The following is a 15,958-nucleotide window of genomic DNA, read 5'->3' as shown; positions in this document are numbered from 1 at the left end:
GTAGATGTCCCCCTGATAGCGGATGGTCAAGGGCAGCGGCGGGAAATCCTTGGCTGCAAGTGCACTGCACTCAGGTCGGCCTGATCGGCGCCGCAGAAAAATACCCCACATCCGACCCGGCCCCTGCGGCTGTGCACAGCAGATCGAACGCATATTGGGCGACCGAGCGGAAGCAGATGATGCGAAAGCTCTGATCATCTTCAAGCCAAAACGCCGCCGGAATCTGTGCCAGCCGCGAGCGCCGAATCTGACCCGGCCCGAACGTAGCAGGAGAAAGATCAGCCGGGGTCAGCTTTGCCATCACATCCCGCGCCGAACTACCCGTGACGCAAAACATCGTCCGCGCATCCGACATATCGACCGCCAGCGCATGAGCCGCCCCCAGAGATTTATGCATTTTATCAAGTACCTGCCGAACGTCCTTATAGTCGCATATGACCAGCAGCTCATCCGGCGACATCCAGCAAAGGGCATTGTCCCCCTTGCTCTGCACTTCATTTGGCCCAGGCATCTTGACCCCGCTTGCCCCCGTCGCGGCCGCCTTAACCGCACGCGCAGCGAGATCGCCGCGCAAAGTGATCATGCCATGTAAGCCACATTCCGTAACCTTGGCCAGGCCGTCAAATCCGGCATGGTTCAGGGCGCTGACAGGTTCAGACATTCTGCTTCGTCCCTTCCTTATCATAGAAAACCGGATCAACGATCTTGGCGTGGTAAACCTGCCCGTCCGTTCCGGGAAATTCCAGCACTTCGCCCATGCGCTCAGGGCCGTGCAGCACCAAGCCCATAGCAATACCACGCTCCAGCGTCGGCGAGTAATAGGTCGAGGTGACCCGCCCTTGGGTCACCCGTTGGCCGTTCGCATTCAGCCCCTCGCCAACCGCATAAGCTCCTTCCGGCAAGACTGTGCCGTCTGTGGTTTCCAGCCCAACAAGCTTCCAGCGATCCGGGCTGGCCATATGCGTGCGCTGCTGCGCCCGTTTGCCTAGATAATCCTCTTTCTTCTTCGAAATCGCCCAGTCCAGTCCCAGATCCTGCGGGATCACCGTGCCATCGGTTTCATCCCCGATCATGATAAAGCCTTTTTCGGCGCGCATCACGTGCAGCGCCTCGGTACCATAAGGCATGACCCCGAATTCACGCCCGGCCTCGATCAAAGCCGTCCAAAGCGCCAGTCCCTGCGACGCAGGCACCGCAATCTCGAAACTGAGTTCGCCGGAAAACGAAATGCGAAAGACCCGTGCACGGATGCCGGCAATCTCGCCCTCGGCCCAGGCCATCAATGGCAGGGTCTCAGCGGACAGATCCATACCGCCAAGCTTTTCCAGCAGTTTTCGCGCCTTGGGGCCGACAACTGCGATCTGGGCGAACTGCTCGGTCGCGTTGGCGACATAGACCTGCCAATCCCACCACTCGGTTTGCAGCCATTCTTCCATATGGGCATGAATCTGATCTGCCCCGCCGCTGGTGGTGTGGCACAGGAAACTCTGCTCATCGAGCCGCGCCACCACACCATCATCGATGAGAAACCCGTTTTCGTTGCACATCAGCCCGTACCGACAACGGCCCGGCTGAAGCGTCGACATCATGTTGGTATAAAGCATGTCGAGGAACTTTCCGGCATCTGGCCCCTTGACGATCAGCTTTCCTAAAGTGGATGCATCAAGCAAACCGACAGCTTGCCGGACGTTCTTAATCTCGCGCGCAACTGCATCCGCGTGGGCCTCATCCGCCCGTGGATAGGTATAGGGGCGGCGCCAGTGGCCGACAGGCTCCCACGCGGCGTCATGGGCTTCATGCCAGTGATGTATCGGCGTGCAGCGCAACGGCTGAAAAATTGCGTCCCGTGCCTCGCCGGCAATCGCACCCATCGAGATCGGCGTATAAGGCGGGCGAAACGTTGTCGTCCCTACCGATGGAATCGGCGTTCCAAGTGAGTTAGCAAGCGTTGCAAGACCATTGATATTGCTCAACTTACCTTGATCCGTCGCCATTCCCAGCGTGGTATAGCGTTTGGTGTGTTCGACGCTTTCATAGCCCTCGCGGGCGGCCAGCTCGACATCTGACACCTTCACGTCATTCTGATAGTCTAGCCACGCCTTTGAGCGCAGGCCTATATTCGCGCCGGCGGGCATCAGCCAGACCGGCAAAAGGCGCGCCTCGCGGGTTTCGGCCGCTATCGGTGCGTCATGTTTTTTGGGCTTCATGCCAATAGCTTGCGCCGCCTTCCTGCCGGCCTCATGGGCTTGGGCGACGATGTCGCCCAGAGCAAAGTCACCATGCGCTGCGCCGGCGGTGCTGACAAAGCCATTGCCATCAGCGCCGGTGGGCGGGCGGGCTGGGTCCGGCCGGAAATGTGCGGCGCCGTCGTCCCAAAGCAGCTTACCGCCGCAATGCGACCAAAGATGCACAACCGGCGACCAACCGCCGGACATAGCGACCGCATCGCAAGAAACCTCTTCCAGCGCGCCGCCGCTGCTGTTTTGTGCGCAGATCTTGACCTTTTTTACCCGTTTGCCGCCCCTGACCTTGCCAATCGCCCGACCGCAATCGATGCGAATGCCCAGTTCTCGCGCCTTTTGCATCAAGGGACCGCCACCACTGTCGCGGGCATCAAGGATGCGCAACACATCGGCCCCGGCTTCTTTCAGTGCGATAGCGGTACGATAGGCATCATCGTTATTGGTGGCCACAATCACCCGCTGCCCAACCATCACCCCGTAATTTATCAGGTAATCGCGCATCGCCGAGGCCAACATGACGCCGGGCAGATCATTGCCGGCAAAAGCAAGCGGGCGTTCGATGGCACCTGTTGCCGTGATCACCTGTTTCGCGCGGATCCGCCATAACCGGTGACGCGGTCCGGCCGCATCAGGATCGTGGTCGGTCAGGCGCTCATAGCCCAGCACGAACCCATGATCGTAAATGCCAGCACCCATGCACCGCGAACGCATGGTGACATTTGCCATGGCGCGCAACTCCTCCAGCAGCGCATCGATAAAGGCGCTGGCGGGCTGTCCATCGACCGTGCCGCCGTCAACCGGCGTGCGCCCGCCCAAATGGGCGGTCTGTTCTAGAACCAGAACCTGCGCCCCCGATTGCGCCGCACTGCGGGCAGTAAGCAACCCGGCAATGCCACCGCCAACCACCACAATATCCGTCGTGGCGTAGAAATATTCGTAAGTGTCGCAATCGCGGTCCTTGGGGGCCTGCCCCAACCCGGCGGACTGCCGGATAATGGGTTCGTATACATGTTTCCAAAAGGCGCGCGGACGCAGGAAGGTTTTGTAATAAAAGCCAGCCGGCAACAAGCGCGACAGCCTTGCGTTGATCGCGCCGATGTCGAATTCAAGACTGGGCCAGTGGTTTTGCGATCTGGCCTTCAGGCGGTCGAACAGTTCGGTGGTGGTGGCGCGCTGATTTGGCTCAAAGCTGGGGCCGGTGCCCAGATTGACCAACGCGTTGGGCTCTTCGGCGCCCGAGGCGACGATGCCGCGCGGGCGGTGATATTTGAACGAACGCCCAACCAGCATCTGATCATTGGCCAAGAGCGCTGAAGCCAGCGTATCCCCAGGATGGCCGCGCATGTCGCGCCCGTTGAAGGTGAAGGTCAGGGCCCGCGAGCGATCAATCAGGCGGCCCTGGGTCGCGATACGTTTGCTCATGTCATCGGGTCTCGGCATTGGCGGTGAGGTCGGAGCCTCCGGCGGGGATATTTTTGGCGAAAAGAAGCGTCATGCGGTTCCCTGCCATGTCCAGCCGGGGCGGCGCTTGCGGATTGCATCGCACACCGTTTTCGGTGGCTCTGCGGTCTGAGCGGGATAGGTTGCGAACACTTCGAGGGTGCCCGTGTCGCGCGCGGCATGAAACCACTTTCCGCAGCCATGGGCATGGCGCCAGCGCTCGAAATGGACGCCAAGCGGGTTCTGGCGCGTGAACAAATAGTTGCTGAAATCGTCTTCGCTAGTGCCGGGGCCGTGCCGGGTCAGATGGGCCTCGCCACCCGAAGCAAGTTCGGTCTCATCAGCTTCTATACCGCAATAGGGGCAGGTCAGGATCAACATCTGCGCAGTCTATCCTTTAGAGATGCACGCGCAAAGAGCGAGCACCGCAAAGTGCCCGCCCTATCGCGGTCATCGTTTGCCGGACCATCCGCGCGTGACTGGAGCCATATCCGGCACGAGACCGCCGATGGTCGCGTACGGGAATGGTCAGTTGGCCGACTCGGCCTCGCCCTCGATCGAGCCGACGCCGGGGACCTCGATCTTGACGTCGGGTTCATCGGCACCGGGCAGGCTGCCACCGAAGATGAACCAGGCCAGGACGAGCAAGGCAACGACAACGCCACCAAGGATGAACGCGAGGGCAGTGTTGCCCGAGGAAGAAGGTCTATTGGGGTCGGCCATGGTTTGGTCTCCGGATTGATTGCATTCCGGGTCGTAACGCCTTGTTCCGACTGTCGGTTCCAAGCAGTCAGCCGAATTCGTCTAGCATTGATCAATGTGCCACCCCTGCTGCCACGCTTTCATCAACAAAACGCCCCTCGCGGAAACGATCGAGCGAGAAGCTTTCGGTCAGTGGCGAATGGCCTTTGGCCATCAGTTCGGCCATGCCCCAGCCCGAGCCGGGGATCGCCTTGAAGCCGCCGGTGCCCCACCCACAATTGATAAAACAGCCCTCGAGCGGGGTTTTTGACAGGATCGCCGAGCGGTCGCCGGTCATGTCCACGATGCCGCCCCACTGGCGCAACATCTTGAGGCGCGAGATGATCGGAAAGGTTTCGACCAGCGCGCGGACGGTTTCCTCGATATGGTGAAACGATCCGCGCTGGGTGTAGTTGTTAAAGCCGTCGGCCCCGCCGCCGATTACCATCTCGCCCTTGTCGGATTGCGACATGTAGCCATGCACGGTGTTGGCCATCACCACCACGTCCATGCAGGGTTTGATCGGTTCGGAGACCAGCGCCTGCAAGGCGACACTTTCCAGCGGCAGACGGAACCCGGCCATTTCGGCCAGCACCCCGGAATGGCCGGCAACGACCAGCCCCAGCTTATCGCAATCGATCGGACCCTTGGTGGTGTCCACCCCGGCCACCTTGCCATCCTTCTGGCGGATCCCGGTGACCTCGCATTGCTGGATGATTTCCATCCCCATTGCGGAACAGGCGCGGGCATAGCCCCAAGCCACCGCATCGTGGCGCGCGGTTCCGGCCCGGGCCTGCCACAATCCGCCCAAGACCGGATAGCGCGGCCCCGAGATGTTGATGATCGGCACCAGTTCCTTGACCTGTTCGGGCGAGATGAATTCGGTCTCTACGCCTTGCAGGGCATTGGCATGGGCTGTGCGCTTATAGCCGCGCACCTCGCTTTCCGTTTGCGCCAGCATGATGACGCCACGGGGGCTGAACATCACGTTGTAATTCAGCTCTTGGCTGAGCGTTTCATACAGGCTGCGCGCCTTTTCATAGATCGCCGCCGAAGCGTCCTGAAGATAGTTAGAGCGGATGATTGTGGTGTTGCGCCCGGTATTGCCGCCTCCCAGCCATCCCTTCTCCAGAATGGCGACATTTGTGATGCCGAAGTTTTTGCCTAGATAATAGGCCGTCGCCAGACCGTGCCCCCCGGCCCCCACGATCACCACGTCATAACGCCGCCGCGGCTCGGGTGCAGCCCAGGCCCTCGTCCAGCCCGCGTGGTTGCGCAGGGCCTCGCGGGCGATAGAGAAGGCAGAATAGCGTTTCATCAACTGGCCTCGCAGAGAAAGCGGATGAGATTACGGACCTCCCCTTTGCTTCTGCGCCAGGGTGTGAAAAAAAGGATACTCAGCACGACCCTCGATAGTCAAATTGCGACATCCGGCAAAAATACGACAGGGTGTTCGGCCTGCGCGCTGCTTTGTCCCCTTTTGTCCTGCCCCGGCAACGGATACATGACGATCAAAGAGCAGGAGAGACCATGACATTCTGGATCATCATAGCCGCCACCGCACTGGCCGTTGCCGCGACCCTGGCACTGGCGCTGTTGCGCAGACGCGAAAGCGCGACTCCTGCCGCTGCTTACGATATTCAGGTTTACCGCGATCAGCTGAAAGAGGTGGACCGCGAGTTGGCGCGCGGCGTGATCGAGCCCGAAAATGCCGACCAAGCCCGCGCTGAAATTTCACGCCGCCTGCTTGCCGCCGACACCAAGCTGCATGCGGTACGAACCGGGCGCCTGCAATCGCACGGGGTGTCCGTGGCGATGGCTGTGGTCGTGGTCGTGGCGATCCTTGCCGGCAGTCTTGCGCTTTACAACAATCTGGGCTCGCCGGGTTATGGCGATCTGTCGCAAAAGCGCCGCATCACGCTGGCCGAGAACGCCCGTATGACGCGCCCCAGCCAACAGGAAGTCGAAGCCGAATTGCCCGCGCGCCCAAGGCTCGACAATCTTAGCCCGGAATACCGAAACCTTGTTGTTCGTTTGCGCGAAACTGTCGCGACACGTCCCAATGATCTTCAGGGTCATATGCTGCTGGCCCGCAACGAGGCCGCTTTGGGCAACATGACCGCAGCCTATGGCGCGCAAAAACAGGTGCTGCGCCTTAAGGGTGACAAGGCCGTGGCGCAGGATTGGGCCGATTACGCCGACATGATGATACAGGCCGCCGGGGGCTATGTCTCGCCCAAGGCGGAAGAGGCCCTGACCGCCGCAATGAAACGGGACCAAAAGAACCCCACGGCACGCTATTACTGGGGCTTGATGCTGGCGCAGACTGGCCGTCCGGATCTTGCCTTTCAGGTTTGGAACGAACTGCTCCGCGATGGTGCTCCCGATGCGCCCTGGACCTTAGCGGTACGCGCACAGATCGAAGACATGGCGCGGCACGCGGGCGTGAACTTCACCTTGCCCCCTGAAGCAACCGCGCCCGGTCCATCGGCTGAAGACATCGAAGCCGCCGCCGAGATGAGCGACGCGGATCGCAACGCCATGATCCGTTCGATGGTGGACACCCTGTCGCAACGTCTGGCCAGCCAAGGTGGAACGCCACAGGAATGGGCCCGGCTGATCGGTGCGCTTTCGGTTTTGGGCGACCATGATCAAGCCCGCAGGATTTTCGCCAATGCCGGTGATGTGTTTGCCGAGCGACCCGATGCGATGCAAATCATCGACGATGCCGCGCGCCAGTCCGGGTTGATCGAATGATTCATGACTCGTTTGACGATTACGCCGCCGCAGTGCCCCGCCTGCGCGCTCTGATCGGGCTTGATCTGGGAACCAAAACCATCGGCGTGGCGGTTTCGGATCGTCTGGGGTCCAGCGCCACCCCTCTGGAAACCATCCGACGGGTCAAATTCACGCGAGACGCTGAACGTCTATTGCACATCGCCGCCTCGCGCGAGGCGGGGGGGATCGTTCTGGGTTTGCCGCGCAACATGGACGGGTCCGAGGGGCCGCGCTGCCAATCGACCCGCGCCTTTGCCCGCAACCTTTCGCAACTGAGCGACCTGCCCATCGGGTTCTGGGATGAACGCCTGAGTACGGTGGCTGCCGAGCGCGCCCTGCTTGAGGCGGATACGTCACGAAAGCGTCGCGCCGAGGTGATCGACCACGTGGCCGCCAGCTATATTCTGCAAGGGGCGCTGGATCGGCTGCGCCATATCGAGAGCGAACAAAGCACATGACACCTCCACTGTGGAAACGAAATGAGATCGAATCGCCCTGCGTGCAGATCTGCGTGATCCACCCCGAGGAACGCATCTGCATTGGCTGTTATCGCACCGGCGACGAGATCGCCCGCTGGTCAGGGATGACCGCCGAAGAACGCCGCACGATCATGGCCGCCCTGCCCGAGCGCGCCCCCCGTCTGCGCAAACGGCGCGGCGGCCGTGCCTGCCGGGTGAAAGACTAACTTACGCAACCGGCGCGGCCTGATGCAGCACGTGCTCGAGCGCCTCTTCGATGAGATCGCTCCCGGCACCGTCGCGATGCGCATGCTCGGAGAGCACTCGCCGCCATGCCCGCGCCCCGGGACGCCCGGCAAACAACCCAAGCATGTGGCGGGTCACCTGATGCAACTTCCCCCCCTGTTCCAGGTGATGCCTGATATATGGGATCATAGCCCGCGCGACCCCGACCGGATCACTCGCTGTACCCTGCCCGAATATCGTAAGGTCCGCCCGGGCCAGGATCTCTGTCGGATCGTGATAAGCAGCCCGTCCAACCATCACCCCATCCAGCCCCCGCTCCAGCAGATCCTTGGCCTGCTCCAGCATCGTCACCCCGCCATTGAGCGAGATATGAAGATGCGGAAACAATCCCTTCATACGCAGGACCAGATCGTGATCCAGCGGCGGGATATGTCGGTTCTCTTTCGGGCTCAGCCCTTGCAGCCAGGCCTTGCGGGCATGGATAATGACACGATCACAGCCGGCTGCCGAAATCCGCGACAGGAATTCGGGCAAGACGGTTTCGGGATCCTGCGCATCAACGCCGATTCGACATTTGACGGTGACCTCGACATCGACCGCCGCGCGCATCGCCGCAACACAATCCGCCACCAGCCCGGCATCGCGCATCATCACCGCGCCGAAGGTGCCTGATTGGACGCGGTCCGACGGGCAGCCGCAGTTCAGGTTGATCTCACCATACCCGGCAGCGGCCCCGAGCCGCGCCGCCTCGGCAAGTTCATCCGGATCGGCACCCCCCAACTGTAAGGCCACGGGATGTTCCTGCGGGGAATGATCAAGCAGATGCAGCGCATTGCCGCGAACCAAAGCTGGCGCTGTCACCATCTCGGTATATAGTAACACCTGCCGCGACAGCAGCCGATGAAAATAGCGACAATGCCGGTCGGTCCAATCCATCATCGGGGCGACGCTTAGGCGGGATGACCTTTTTGCATTAATTGTCATCAGGTTACTCTCGTTGGCAAATAGCTCGCGTGTAGCGAATTTTCCCGGTGTTTTTTGGGGATTTACCCCAGTTTTCGGGAGTTTTCGATTCTGATTTGCAACCGTGTAGCACACCAGAGCCGATAGAACATCGCTCCTTCAGGATGCTGAGCCATTCCCGTGATCCGCCTGCTCTAAAGAGCCGATGGAAAACGGCAATCAAACCCAGATTTTTTATCCAGGGCGACCCGCTCCTCCGGTCCTCCAGCGTCAAGATGGACGCGGCAGGTCAGCCGGTTGAATTTGACCGGACTTGATTTGCAGGCGATCGGGTGGCCCCGACACTGGCGGGCTGACGGCGGCTGATGGCGACAATCGGGACAAGCTTACCGATCATGTTTTGTCAGCTTACATAATCCAACCTCGATGATTGTCAGGACCAGTTTTACAAAAGCTTCACTTTGCACCACAATCTAATTCCGTTATTCGTGAATTATGGAAACGCTGATTCCCAATCGCCTATCGACGCTCGGTCATCCGCAACGGCTGGCTCTGTTTCGGCTTTTGATGCGCCGCTATCCAGATCGTGTTCCGGCGACCGAACTGGCGCGGGCGCTTGGACTTAAGCCAAATACCCTGTCCACCTATGTGAATGCGCTCAGGCAAGACGGTCTGGTCAGTCAAGAACGGGTCGGAACCTCGTTGCGCTATGCCATCGACATGGATGCCGCCCGTGAGACCATTGATTACCTCCTGCACGACTGTTGCAGGGGACGGCCCGAGATCTGCGCCCCAAAAGCCACTCCCGCCCCTGCCGAAGATATCCCAATGTCCGACCGTAAATACAACGTCCTGTTCATCTGTACCGGTAATTCCGCACGTTCGATCATGGCGGAGTCGATCCTGCGCGACATCGCTGGCGACCGCTTCTTGGTCTATTCTGCCGGCACCGCGCCTCGCTCGGCATTGAATTCGCTTGCGCTTGAGGTGCTGGAATTAAAGGGGCATGATGTATCCGTCCTTCGCTCCAAGAACATCGCTGAGTTCCAAGGCGCGAATGTCCCAGATTTCGATTTCGTCTTCACCGTCTGCAATCAGGCGGCCAATGAAGAATGCCCCTCGTGGCCCGGTCAGCCTCTCAGCGCACATTGGGGGTTGCCTGATCCGGTGAAGGTTGAGGGGTCTGACGCAGAAAAAAGGCGCGCCTTCCATCAGACCTATGCCGTGCTCCGCTATCGTATGATCGGGTTTACCACTCTGCCAATTGGCTCACTGGACCGTATCACCTTGCAAAAGGCCATCGATGAGATCGGCCAATCAAATGAAGAAAGACCATCTCAATGACCGTATACGCAATCAACGGCCTTGGCCGCATCGGCAAGCTCGTTCTCAAACCTCTGCTGGAGAGAGGGGCCGAAATCGCCTGGATCAACGATGCTGTTGGCGACCCGGAGATGCACGCGCATCTGTTGGAGTTTGACACGGTCCATGGTCGCTGGAAAGCCGACTTCTCTCACGATGCCGACAGCGTCACAATTGGCGGAACCCGTCTACCCTTCATTGGCACAAGCGACATCGCAGACCTGCCGCTTGAGGGGGTCGATGTGGTGATCGACTGCACCGGCGTTTTCAAGACCGAGGCGAAAATCGCGCCTTACTTTGATGCGGGCGTGAAGAAGGTGGTTGTGTCTGCGCCAGTCAAGGACGGCGATGCGGCCAATATCGTTTACGGCGTCAATCACGACATCTATGAACCAGAGCGCCATCGGATCGTGACCGCAGCCAGTTGCACGACCAACTGCCTCGCTCCGGTGGTCAAGGTCATCCATGAGGGTCTGAAAATCAAACATGGTTCGATCACGACGATCCATGACGTCACCAATACTCAGACCATCGTGGACCGTCCCGCAAAAGACTTGCGCCGCGCCCGCTCGGCGCTGAACTCTCTGATTCCGACCACGACGGGCAGCGCCACAGCGATCACGCTGATTTATCCCGAACTGACAGGCCGCCTGAATGGCCATGCGGTCCGCGTGCCCTTGCTCAACGCCTCGCTCACGGACTGCGTGTTCGAGGTCGAGCGCGCGACGACAGCAGAGGAGGTCAACGCCTTGTTCAAATCCGCGGCGGAGGGTCCGTTGAAGGGTATTCTCGGGTATGAAGAACGCCCGCTGGTCTCGGCCGATTACACCAATGATGAACGTTCCAGCATTGTGGATGCGCCGTCAACAATGGTCATCAACGGCACGCAGGTGAAGATCTACACTTGGTATGATAATGAAATGGGCTATGCCCACAGGCTGGTCGATGTGGCCTGCATGGTCGGGGACAGTTTGTGACCGACAGCTCCGCCCGGCCCGACGGTCTGTCGGCCTATATCGCGGTGACTGCGGCCTATTGGGCCTTTATGTTGACCGATGGCGCGTTGCGCATGCTGGTGTTGCTGCACTTTCACACGCTAGGGTTCTCGCCGGTGCAATTGGCCTATCTATTCGTATTCTACGAGATCGCGGGCGTCGTCACCAACCTCTGCGCCGGCTGGATTGCCGCCCGGTTTGGCCTGACGTCAACGCTTTATGCGGGCCTTGGCCTGCAGGTTCTGGCGCTGCTCGCGTTGGCACAACTTGATCCCGGCTGGGCGGTGGGCGCGTCGGTTATCTATGTCATGCTGGTGCAGGGGGCGAGCGGCGTGGCAAAGGACCTCGCCAAGATGTCATCCAAATCGGCGGTTAAGTTGCTCGCGCCTTCGGATCACGGGGGGCTGTTTCGCTGGGTGGCGCTCCTGACCGGCTCCAAAAATATTGTAAAAGGCTTGGGCTTTCTGCTTGGGGCCGCATTGCTTGCAACCTTGGGCTTCGTCTGGGCCGTTCTGGGAATGGCCGCCATTCTTGCGGTGATATTGCTCGCTGTACTGATCGCCATGCCACCGGGTCTGCCCAAGGGTCGCAAGGGCACGAAGTTCTCAGAAGTGTTTTCGAAATCTTCCAACGTGAACCGGCTCAGCGCCGCACGGGTGTTCCTGTTCGGCGCGCGCGATGTCTGGTTTGTCGTCGGCATCCCTATCTATTTCTACGCCGTATTGTCGGACGGCACGAGCGAAGGCAACCGGACCGCGTTCTTCCTGATCGGCACATTCATGGCTTTCTGGATCATCCTCTACGGCCTCGTGCAAGCCAATGCGCCGCGCATCTTGCGGGCAAAGGCGCGGCCAGAGCCGGAACTGGTCGCCTCGGCCCGCGGGTGGGCCTGGGGGCTCGCTGTGGTGCCAGCCCTTTTAGCAGTGGCGGCGGCTATGGCAGGTGGACCGCATTTATGGCTAACCCTCAGCCTCGTGGCAGGGCTTCTGGTGTTCGGGGCGGTGTTTGCCGTGAACTCGTCGCTGCACTCCTATCTCATCCTGTCCTTCACGCAAGCCGAGCGGGTCACGATGGACGTCGGGTTCTACTACATGGCCAACGCCACAGGCCGCCTGGCAGGAACGCTGGCGTCTGGTCTGACCTACCAATTCGGTGGGCTGCCCTTCATGCTGGGCGTTGCCGCGGCGATGGTTGCGCTTTCGGCGATTGCGGTTGGGTTTCTAAAGCCCGACCCGAAAGCAGAAACCTAGTCGAACCGCTTCAGAGTAAGCGGCTTCCTGAGGCCTCAAAACCTTATGTGCCAGTCCCGGCATGCCAGCGCGATATGGCAGTCGGCGATGGCGCGGGGTTGGCGCAGGCGGAACGGTGGGGCCGGGTTCTCGCCTGCAATAGTGACATCAGTCCCTGCCTTTAGGCAACTTGCGACGCAGCCAACCAGAAACCAATCGATGCTCATCACCATGACCACGGCCCGCCGAAATGATGGAGGATGCGAGCGTGAAGAAGATCCGGCGCATTTTAAAGAGCCCGGAGGCGATCACGCAGGTGAGCACCGCCTTAAATCAACCAGACAGCGCAACGTCCGAGGCCGAAGTCGTCGGTTTGGCTGAACCGAACCTCAGCCGCCGGTTGCGGCGAGATCATATCGCGCCAGAGGTGCTCGAGCGGCTGACCCGCAGCAGCAAGAAACTGGAGATGCCGCGCGACCCCACACAAGCGCGCCGTGATTGTCCGCAAACATACTCTGATTTCAACACATGGTTCCGGGCGAAAACCTGTGGCATGGTGCACGGATGGAAGAACTGCATCGAACGATCAGGTTGCTCTATACCGGTCAAAGCCTGCGTGCCCGACGGTTTCGCTATGGGCTGATCGTTTTCGATGCGCTGACTATCGCCTATTTCATTGTTACCGCGGCGCTGCCCGCGACGCCGGTTACGACAGCGCTGAACATTGGGCTCGGCCTGCTCATCGTTTTGGACCTCGCGGCCCGGTTCTGGATCTCCCATAATCTGCGCCGGGAGTTGACGCGCATCTACACAATTGCGGATCTGGTCGTCGTGGCCTCCCTGCTGCTGGCACCGCTTATCACCGAGAACTTCGCCTTCCTCCGGGTGCTGCGGGGGCTGCGGCTGATCCACGCCTATCATCTGCTGCGTGACCTTCGGCGCGAGAGCCTGTTTTTCCGCCGCCACGAAGACGCGATCCTTGCCGCGGTCAACCTGTTTGTCTTCGTCTTCGTGACCACCTCGTTTGTATTTGTGCTGGCTTTCGATGGAGAGGCTGGCATCGCCGGCTATGTTGACGCGCTTTATTTCACAGTGGCGACGCTTACAACGACGGGTTTTGGGGACATCACCATGACGACACCCGGCGGAAAGCTGTTATCCGTGTTCATTATGGTCGTGGGCGTGGCGCTTTTCGTGCAATTGGCGCGCGCCATTTTCCAGCCCTCGAAGATCAAGTACAAATGCCCGGAATGCGGCCTGAACCGGCACGAACCGGATGCGATTCACTGCAAGCATTGCGGCGAGCCGTTGAAGATCGAGACGGAGGGCAATTCTGGGACATAAACGCGCCAGCGTTTTTAGATTATTGCCTGTCCTTGCAGACGACGGCTCAACATGGGCGCGCAGAAAACGCTGTGCCCCAGGCCCGTATTTGTTTATCGAATGGCGGCTGTCCCGCCGAAGCTGTCGTTTGATAATTGATGCTGGTAGTCCCGTAACTGCAAGTTATATTTGTCCCGACTTCTTTAAGGAAACGATATGACCCTTGAGCTTTGGCTAATCTATCTGGTTGCGGCTTCTGGTCTGTCGCTTACGCCCGGTCCTAATGGGCTTCTTTCAATCACCCACGGAGCCTGCTTCGGATTTCGACCTACAGTTTATACAATATTCGGTGGCGCATTTGGCTTCTTGGTACTGATTGCAATTTCCCTTGCGGGTTTTGGGACATTGCTGGCCGCATCGGAGCAAGCTTTTACACTGATTAAGTGGGTTGGCGCAGGCTATCTGATTTATCTGGGACTCCGTGTCTGGCGGGCTCCGCCGCCTGATTTCAGAGGGGCAGCGCTGGCTATAGACACTCAGGATGCCTGCCCTATCCGTATGTTTCAGCAGGGATTCTTGGTCGCTGTAACGAACCCGAAAGGAGTTCTGTTTTTTGCTGCCTTCCTGCCCCAATTTATGGTGGCTGATGCTTCGTTTGCCACGCAACTGTTCGTTTTTGGTGGCACATTTGTTATGGTTGAAATTACCTATGAGCTCGTACTTGCCAGCTTCGCTCAACGTATTTCGCCATGGCTTTCACAATATGGGCGGTGGTTTAATCGGGCAACTGGCGGCATCTTCGTAGGGATGGGAACCGCGCTCGCGACCGCTTCGCGGTAGTCCACGTGCAATTGCATCGGCTTTGCCATTCGATCTCGAAGCCGGGCTGCGGCAGGGCGGCATGCCGGTTGTGCGCCCTCTGGCGCGCAGCAATTGCCGAAGCGCTTGTCGACGGTCTCCAGCAGGTGAACCCCAGTCCATCTGAGCACCCGTTGACCGGTAGGCGCTTAGCTTAAAAAGGCCTGCGAACATTCGCCGCATCAACACTTAACAAGACGCTTTTCACCTCCTAAACAATAGCAGCATCAATTGACACAGGGATACAAACATGCCGGTGAAACATTATTCTCTTAGCCTGTCGACACTCGGACTTGTTATCGGGCTGGCCCAGCCGGCGATCTCTCAGTCGACGGGGACGCCCATCGGCAAAATCGACGCCAGCATTGATGGTACCTCCTACGCTGGTGCAACGCTCAAGTCGGCCAAGGGCACGGGAACAGCCAGTTTCCGGTCCTTCGGCCCGATGTCGGCAGTCTCAATTCAGGGCCATGATCTCACCGCGGATAATTTCATGCACAATGTATTGACGGTCGAGTTCTCGGTCATGGGCAACGATGCCACTGGCGCGGTGATGGATGCATCAGTTTCGTGGTGGCCCGAGGGCATGAATAATGCCTTCTACCATAGCGAAAACAGCGGTACCGAAACAAAAGTAACGCTTGATGCGCTGGCGCTGGACGCCGGAGAATCCGTGACCGATGGCAGCTTTTCGGCTCTGCTGTGCCGGAAGGAAAGTTTTTTCGCCGAGGCTGACACCGATAATTGCCTGCCTGTGGAAGGCACCTTTGGCACAGCGCTTGTAAACCCGGAATAACGTCATCGGTGAGGTCATGCTGATAAGCACTCGTATTGCTTGGGCGCAAGATCTTCTGCCTCACGCATAGGATCGCTAACCGTGAAGCACGATAGTCTGGCGAAAACACAACGGAGGGAGGGATTGAATTTGGCCATCATGGTTGGAACTACCGTCGCGTCACGGGAAGAGGCGCGCAAGATCGCATCGGCTTGTGTCGAGCAGGGGCTCGCCGCATGCGCCCATATCGACGAAATCGAAAGCGTGTTTTTCTGGAATGACGCGGTGCAGAACGCGGCCGAATATCGCGTCTTCTTGAAAACCGCCGGGGCCTCCTATGATCAGGTCGAAAAACTGATTGCCAGCCTGCATAGCTATGATGAGCCGGCCATTTTCTCGCTGCCGATCACGCAAGGCAGCGAGAGCTATTTACGGTGGATCGCGGAGAATTCATCCGGCCCCAAATAATGCGCTTCAATCGCGACCCTGAATCCACTTAAACGCAGCACGCTCTGGGCAGAGCGCAAGCAGGGTTTCGACATGGTGG

At 59.3% G+C, this 15,958-nt stretch carries 17 protein-coding genes; 11 read left to right on the top strand and 6 right to left on the bottom strand.

Annotated features, from left to right (window positions below):
• Window positions 1-70 precede the first annotated feature (70 nt).
• The 5 genes from JAO82_RS04815 to JAO82_RS04795 all read right to left on the bottom strand — a co-directional run bounded on the left by JAO82_RS04815 (window position 71) and on the right by JAO82_RS04795 (window position 5,742).
• Window positions 71-661 (bottom strand): sarcosine oxidase subunit gamma, encoded by a 591-nt coding sequence (locus tag JAO82_RS04815; protein ID WP_198685197.1) that lies wholly within the window; start codon window positions 659-661, stop codon window positions 71-73.
• Window positions 654-3,665: a sarcosine oxidase subunit alpha family protein gene (locus tag JAO82_RS04810; RefSeq protein WP_198685196.1), complete on the bottom strand. Its 3,012-nt coding sequence runs from the start codon at window positions 3,663-3,665 to the stop codon at window positions 654-656. The genes JAO82_RS04815 and JAO82_RS04810 overlap by 8 nt, the downstream gene beginning before the upstream one ends.
• 69 nt (window positions 3,666-3,734) lie before the next feature.
• Entirely contained in the window at window positions 3,735-4,064 is a 330-nt protein-coding gene (locus JAO82_RS04805) for a sarcosine oxidase subunit delta (RefSeq protein WP_198685195.1), read from the bottom strand.
• A gap of 147 nt (window positions 4,065-4,211) precedes the next feature.
• Window positions 4,212-4,406: a hypothetical protein gene (locus JAO82_RS04800; protein ID WP_198685194.1), complete on the bottom strand. Its 195-nt coding sequence runs from the start codon at window positions 4,404-4,406 to the stop codon at window positions 4,212-4,214.
• A 91-nt stretch (window positions 4,407-4,497) separates the two neighbouring features.
• Window positions 4,498-5,742 (bottom strand): sarcosine oxidase subunit beta family protein, encoded by a 1,245-nt coding sequence (locus JAO82_RS04795; RefSeq protein ID WP_198685193.1) that lies wholly within the window; start codon window positions 5,740-5,742, stop codon window positions 4,498-4,500.
• Between the two features lie 212 nt (window positions 5,743-5,954).
• On the opposite strand from JAO82_RS04795, the gene ccmI reads away from it, so the two are divergent.
• Genes ccmI through JAO82_RS04780 form a run of 3 tightly spaced genes read left to right on the top strand, consistent with a single transcriptional unit; the run spans window position 5,955 to window position 7,887 of the window.
• Window positions 5,955-7,181 carry a c-type cytochrome biogenesis protein CcmI gene (gene ccmI, locus JAO82_RS04790; protein WP_198685192.1) on the top strand — a complete coding sequence of 409 codons (1,227 nt, stop codon included), beginning with the start codon at window positions 5,955-5,957 and terminating at the stop codon, window positions 7,179-7,181.
• Window positions 7,178-7,660 carry a Holliday junction resolvase RuvX gene (gene ruvX / locus JAO82_RS04785; protein ID WP_198685191.1) on the top strand — a complete coding sequence of 161 codons (483 nt, stop codon included), beginning with the start codon at window positions 7,178-7,180 and terminating at the stop codon, window positions 7,658-7,660. Before ccmI ends, ruvX begins: the two co-directional genes overlap by 4 nt.
• The gene (locus JAO82_RS04780) at window positions 7,657-7,887 is read left to right on the top strand and encodes a DUF1289 domain-containing protein (protein WP_198685190.1); all 231 of its coding nucleotides are present in this window, start codon (window positions 7,657-7,659) and stop codon (window positions 7,885-7,887) included. Before ruvX ends, JAO82_RS04780 begins: the two co-directional genes overlap by 4 nt.
• Window position 7,888: 1 nt before the next feature.
• Here JAO82_RS04780 and dusA read toward each other — a convergent pair whose 3' ends face one another.
• A complete protein-coding gene (dusA, locus tag JAO82_RS04775) occupies window positions 7,889-8,890 on the bottom strand; it encodes a tRNA dihydrouridine(20/20a) synthase DusA (protein WP_198685189.1) in 1,002 nt (333 codons plus the stop codon).
• Window positions 8,891-9,364: 474 nt separating this feature from the next.
• Between dusA and JAO82_RS04770 the strand changes: the two genes are divergently transcribed.
• The 8 genes from JAO82_RS04770 (at window position 9,365) to cutA (ending at window position 15,879) form a co-directional block, all read left to right on the top strand.
• Window positions 9,365-10,213 (top strand): arsenate reductase/protein-tyrosine-phosphatase family protein, encoded by an 849-nt coding sequence (locus tag JAO82_RS04770; RefSeq protein ID WP_198685188.1) that lies wholly within the window; start codon window positions 9,365-9,367, stop codon window positions 10,211-10,213.
• Window positions 10,210-11,208 carry an ArsJ-associated glyceraldehyde-3-phosphate dehydrogenase gene (locus JAO82_RS04765; protein ID WP_198685187.1) on the top strand — a complete coding sequence of 333 codons (999 nt, stop codon included), beginning with the start codon at window positions 10,210-10,212 and terminating at the stop codon, window positions 11,206-11,208. Before JAO82_RS04770 ends, JAO82_RS04765 begins: the two co-directional genes overlap by 4 nt.
• A complete protein-coding gene (arsJ, locus tag JAO82_RS04760; protein ID WP_198685186.1) occupies window positions 11,205-12,476 on the top strand; it encodes an organoarsenical effux MFS transporter ArsJ in 1,272 nt (423 codons plus the stop codon). The genes JAO82_RS04765 and arsJ overlap by 4 nt, the downstream gene beginning before the upstream one ends.
• A gap of 229 nt (window positions 12,477-12,705) precedes the next feature.
• A complete protein-coding gene (locus JAO82_RS04755; protein WP_198685185.1) occupies window positions 12,706-13,098 on the top strand; it encodes a hypothetical protein in 393 nt (130 codons plus the stop codon).
• Window positions 13,020-13,799, top strand: a complete 780-nt coding sequence (locus JAO82_RS04750) for an ion channel (protein WP_232897221.1) — start codon at window positions 13,020-13,022, stop codon at window positions 13,797-13,799. Before JAO82_RS04755 ends, JAO82_RS04750 begins: the two co-directional genes overlap by 79 nt.
• A 195-nt stretch (window positions 13,800-13,994) precedes the next feature.
• Window positions 13,995-14,618, top strand: a complete 624-nt coding sequence (locus tag JAO82_RS04745) for a LysE family translocator (RefSeq protein ID WP_198685183.1) — start codon at window positions 13,995-13,997, stop codon at window positions 14,616-14,618.
• Between the two features lie 268 nt (window positions 14,619-14,886).
• On the top strand, window positions 14,887-15,432 hold the full coding sequence (locus JAO82_RS04740; RefSeq protein WP_198685182.1) for a hypothetical protein: 546 nt from the start codon (window positions 14,887-14,889) through the stop codon (window positions 15,430-15,432).
• A 138-nt stretch (window positions 15,433-15,570) separates the two neighbouring features.
• Window positions 15,571-15,879: a divalent-cation tolerance protein CutA gene (gene cutA / locus JAO82_RS04735; RefSeq protein ID WP_232897220.1), complete on the top strand. Its 309-nt coding sequence runs from the start codon at window positions 15,571-15,573 to the stop codon at window positions 15,877-15,879.
• Window positions 15,880-15,958: the final 79 nt, after the last annotated feature.

The organism is Pontibaca salina (assembly GCF_016307205.1).
GTDB classification, from domain to species: Bacteria; Pseudomonadota; Alphaproteobacteria; order Rhodobacterales; family Rhodobacteraceae; genus Pontibaca; species Pontibaca salina.
This window is presented reverse-complemented; position numbering and strand designations above follow the sequence as displayed.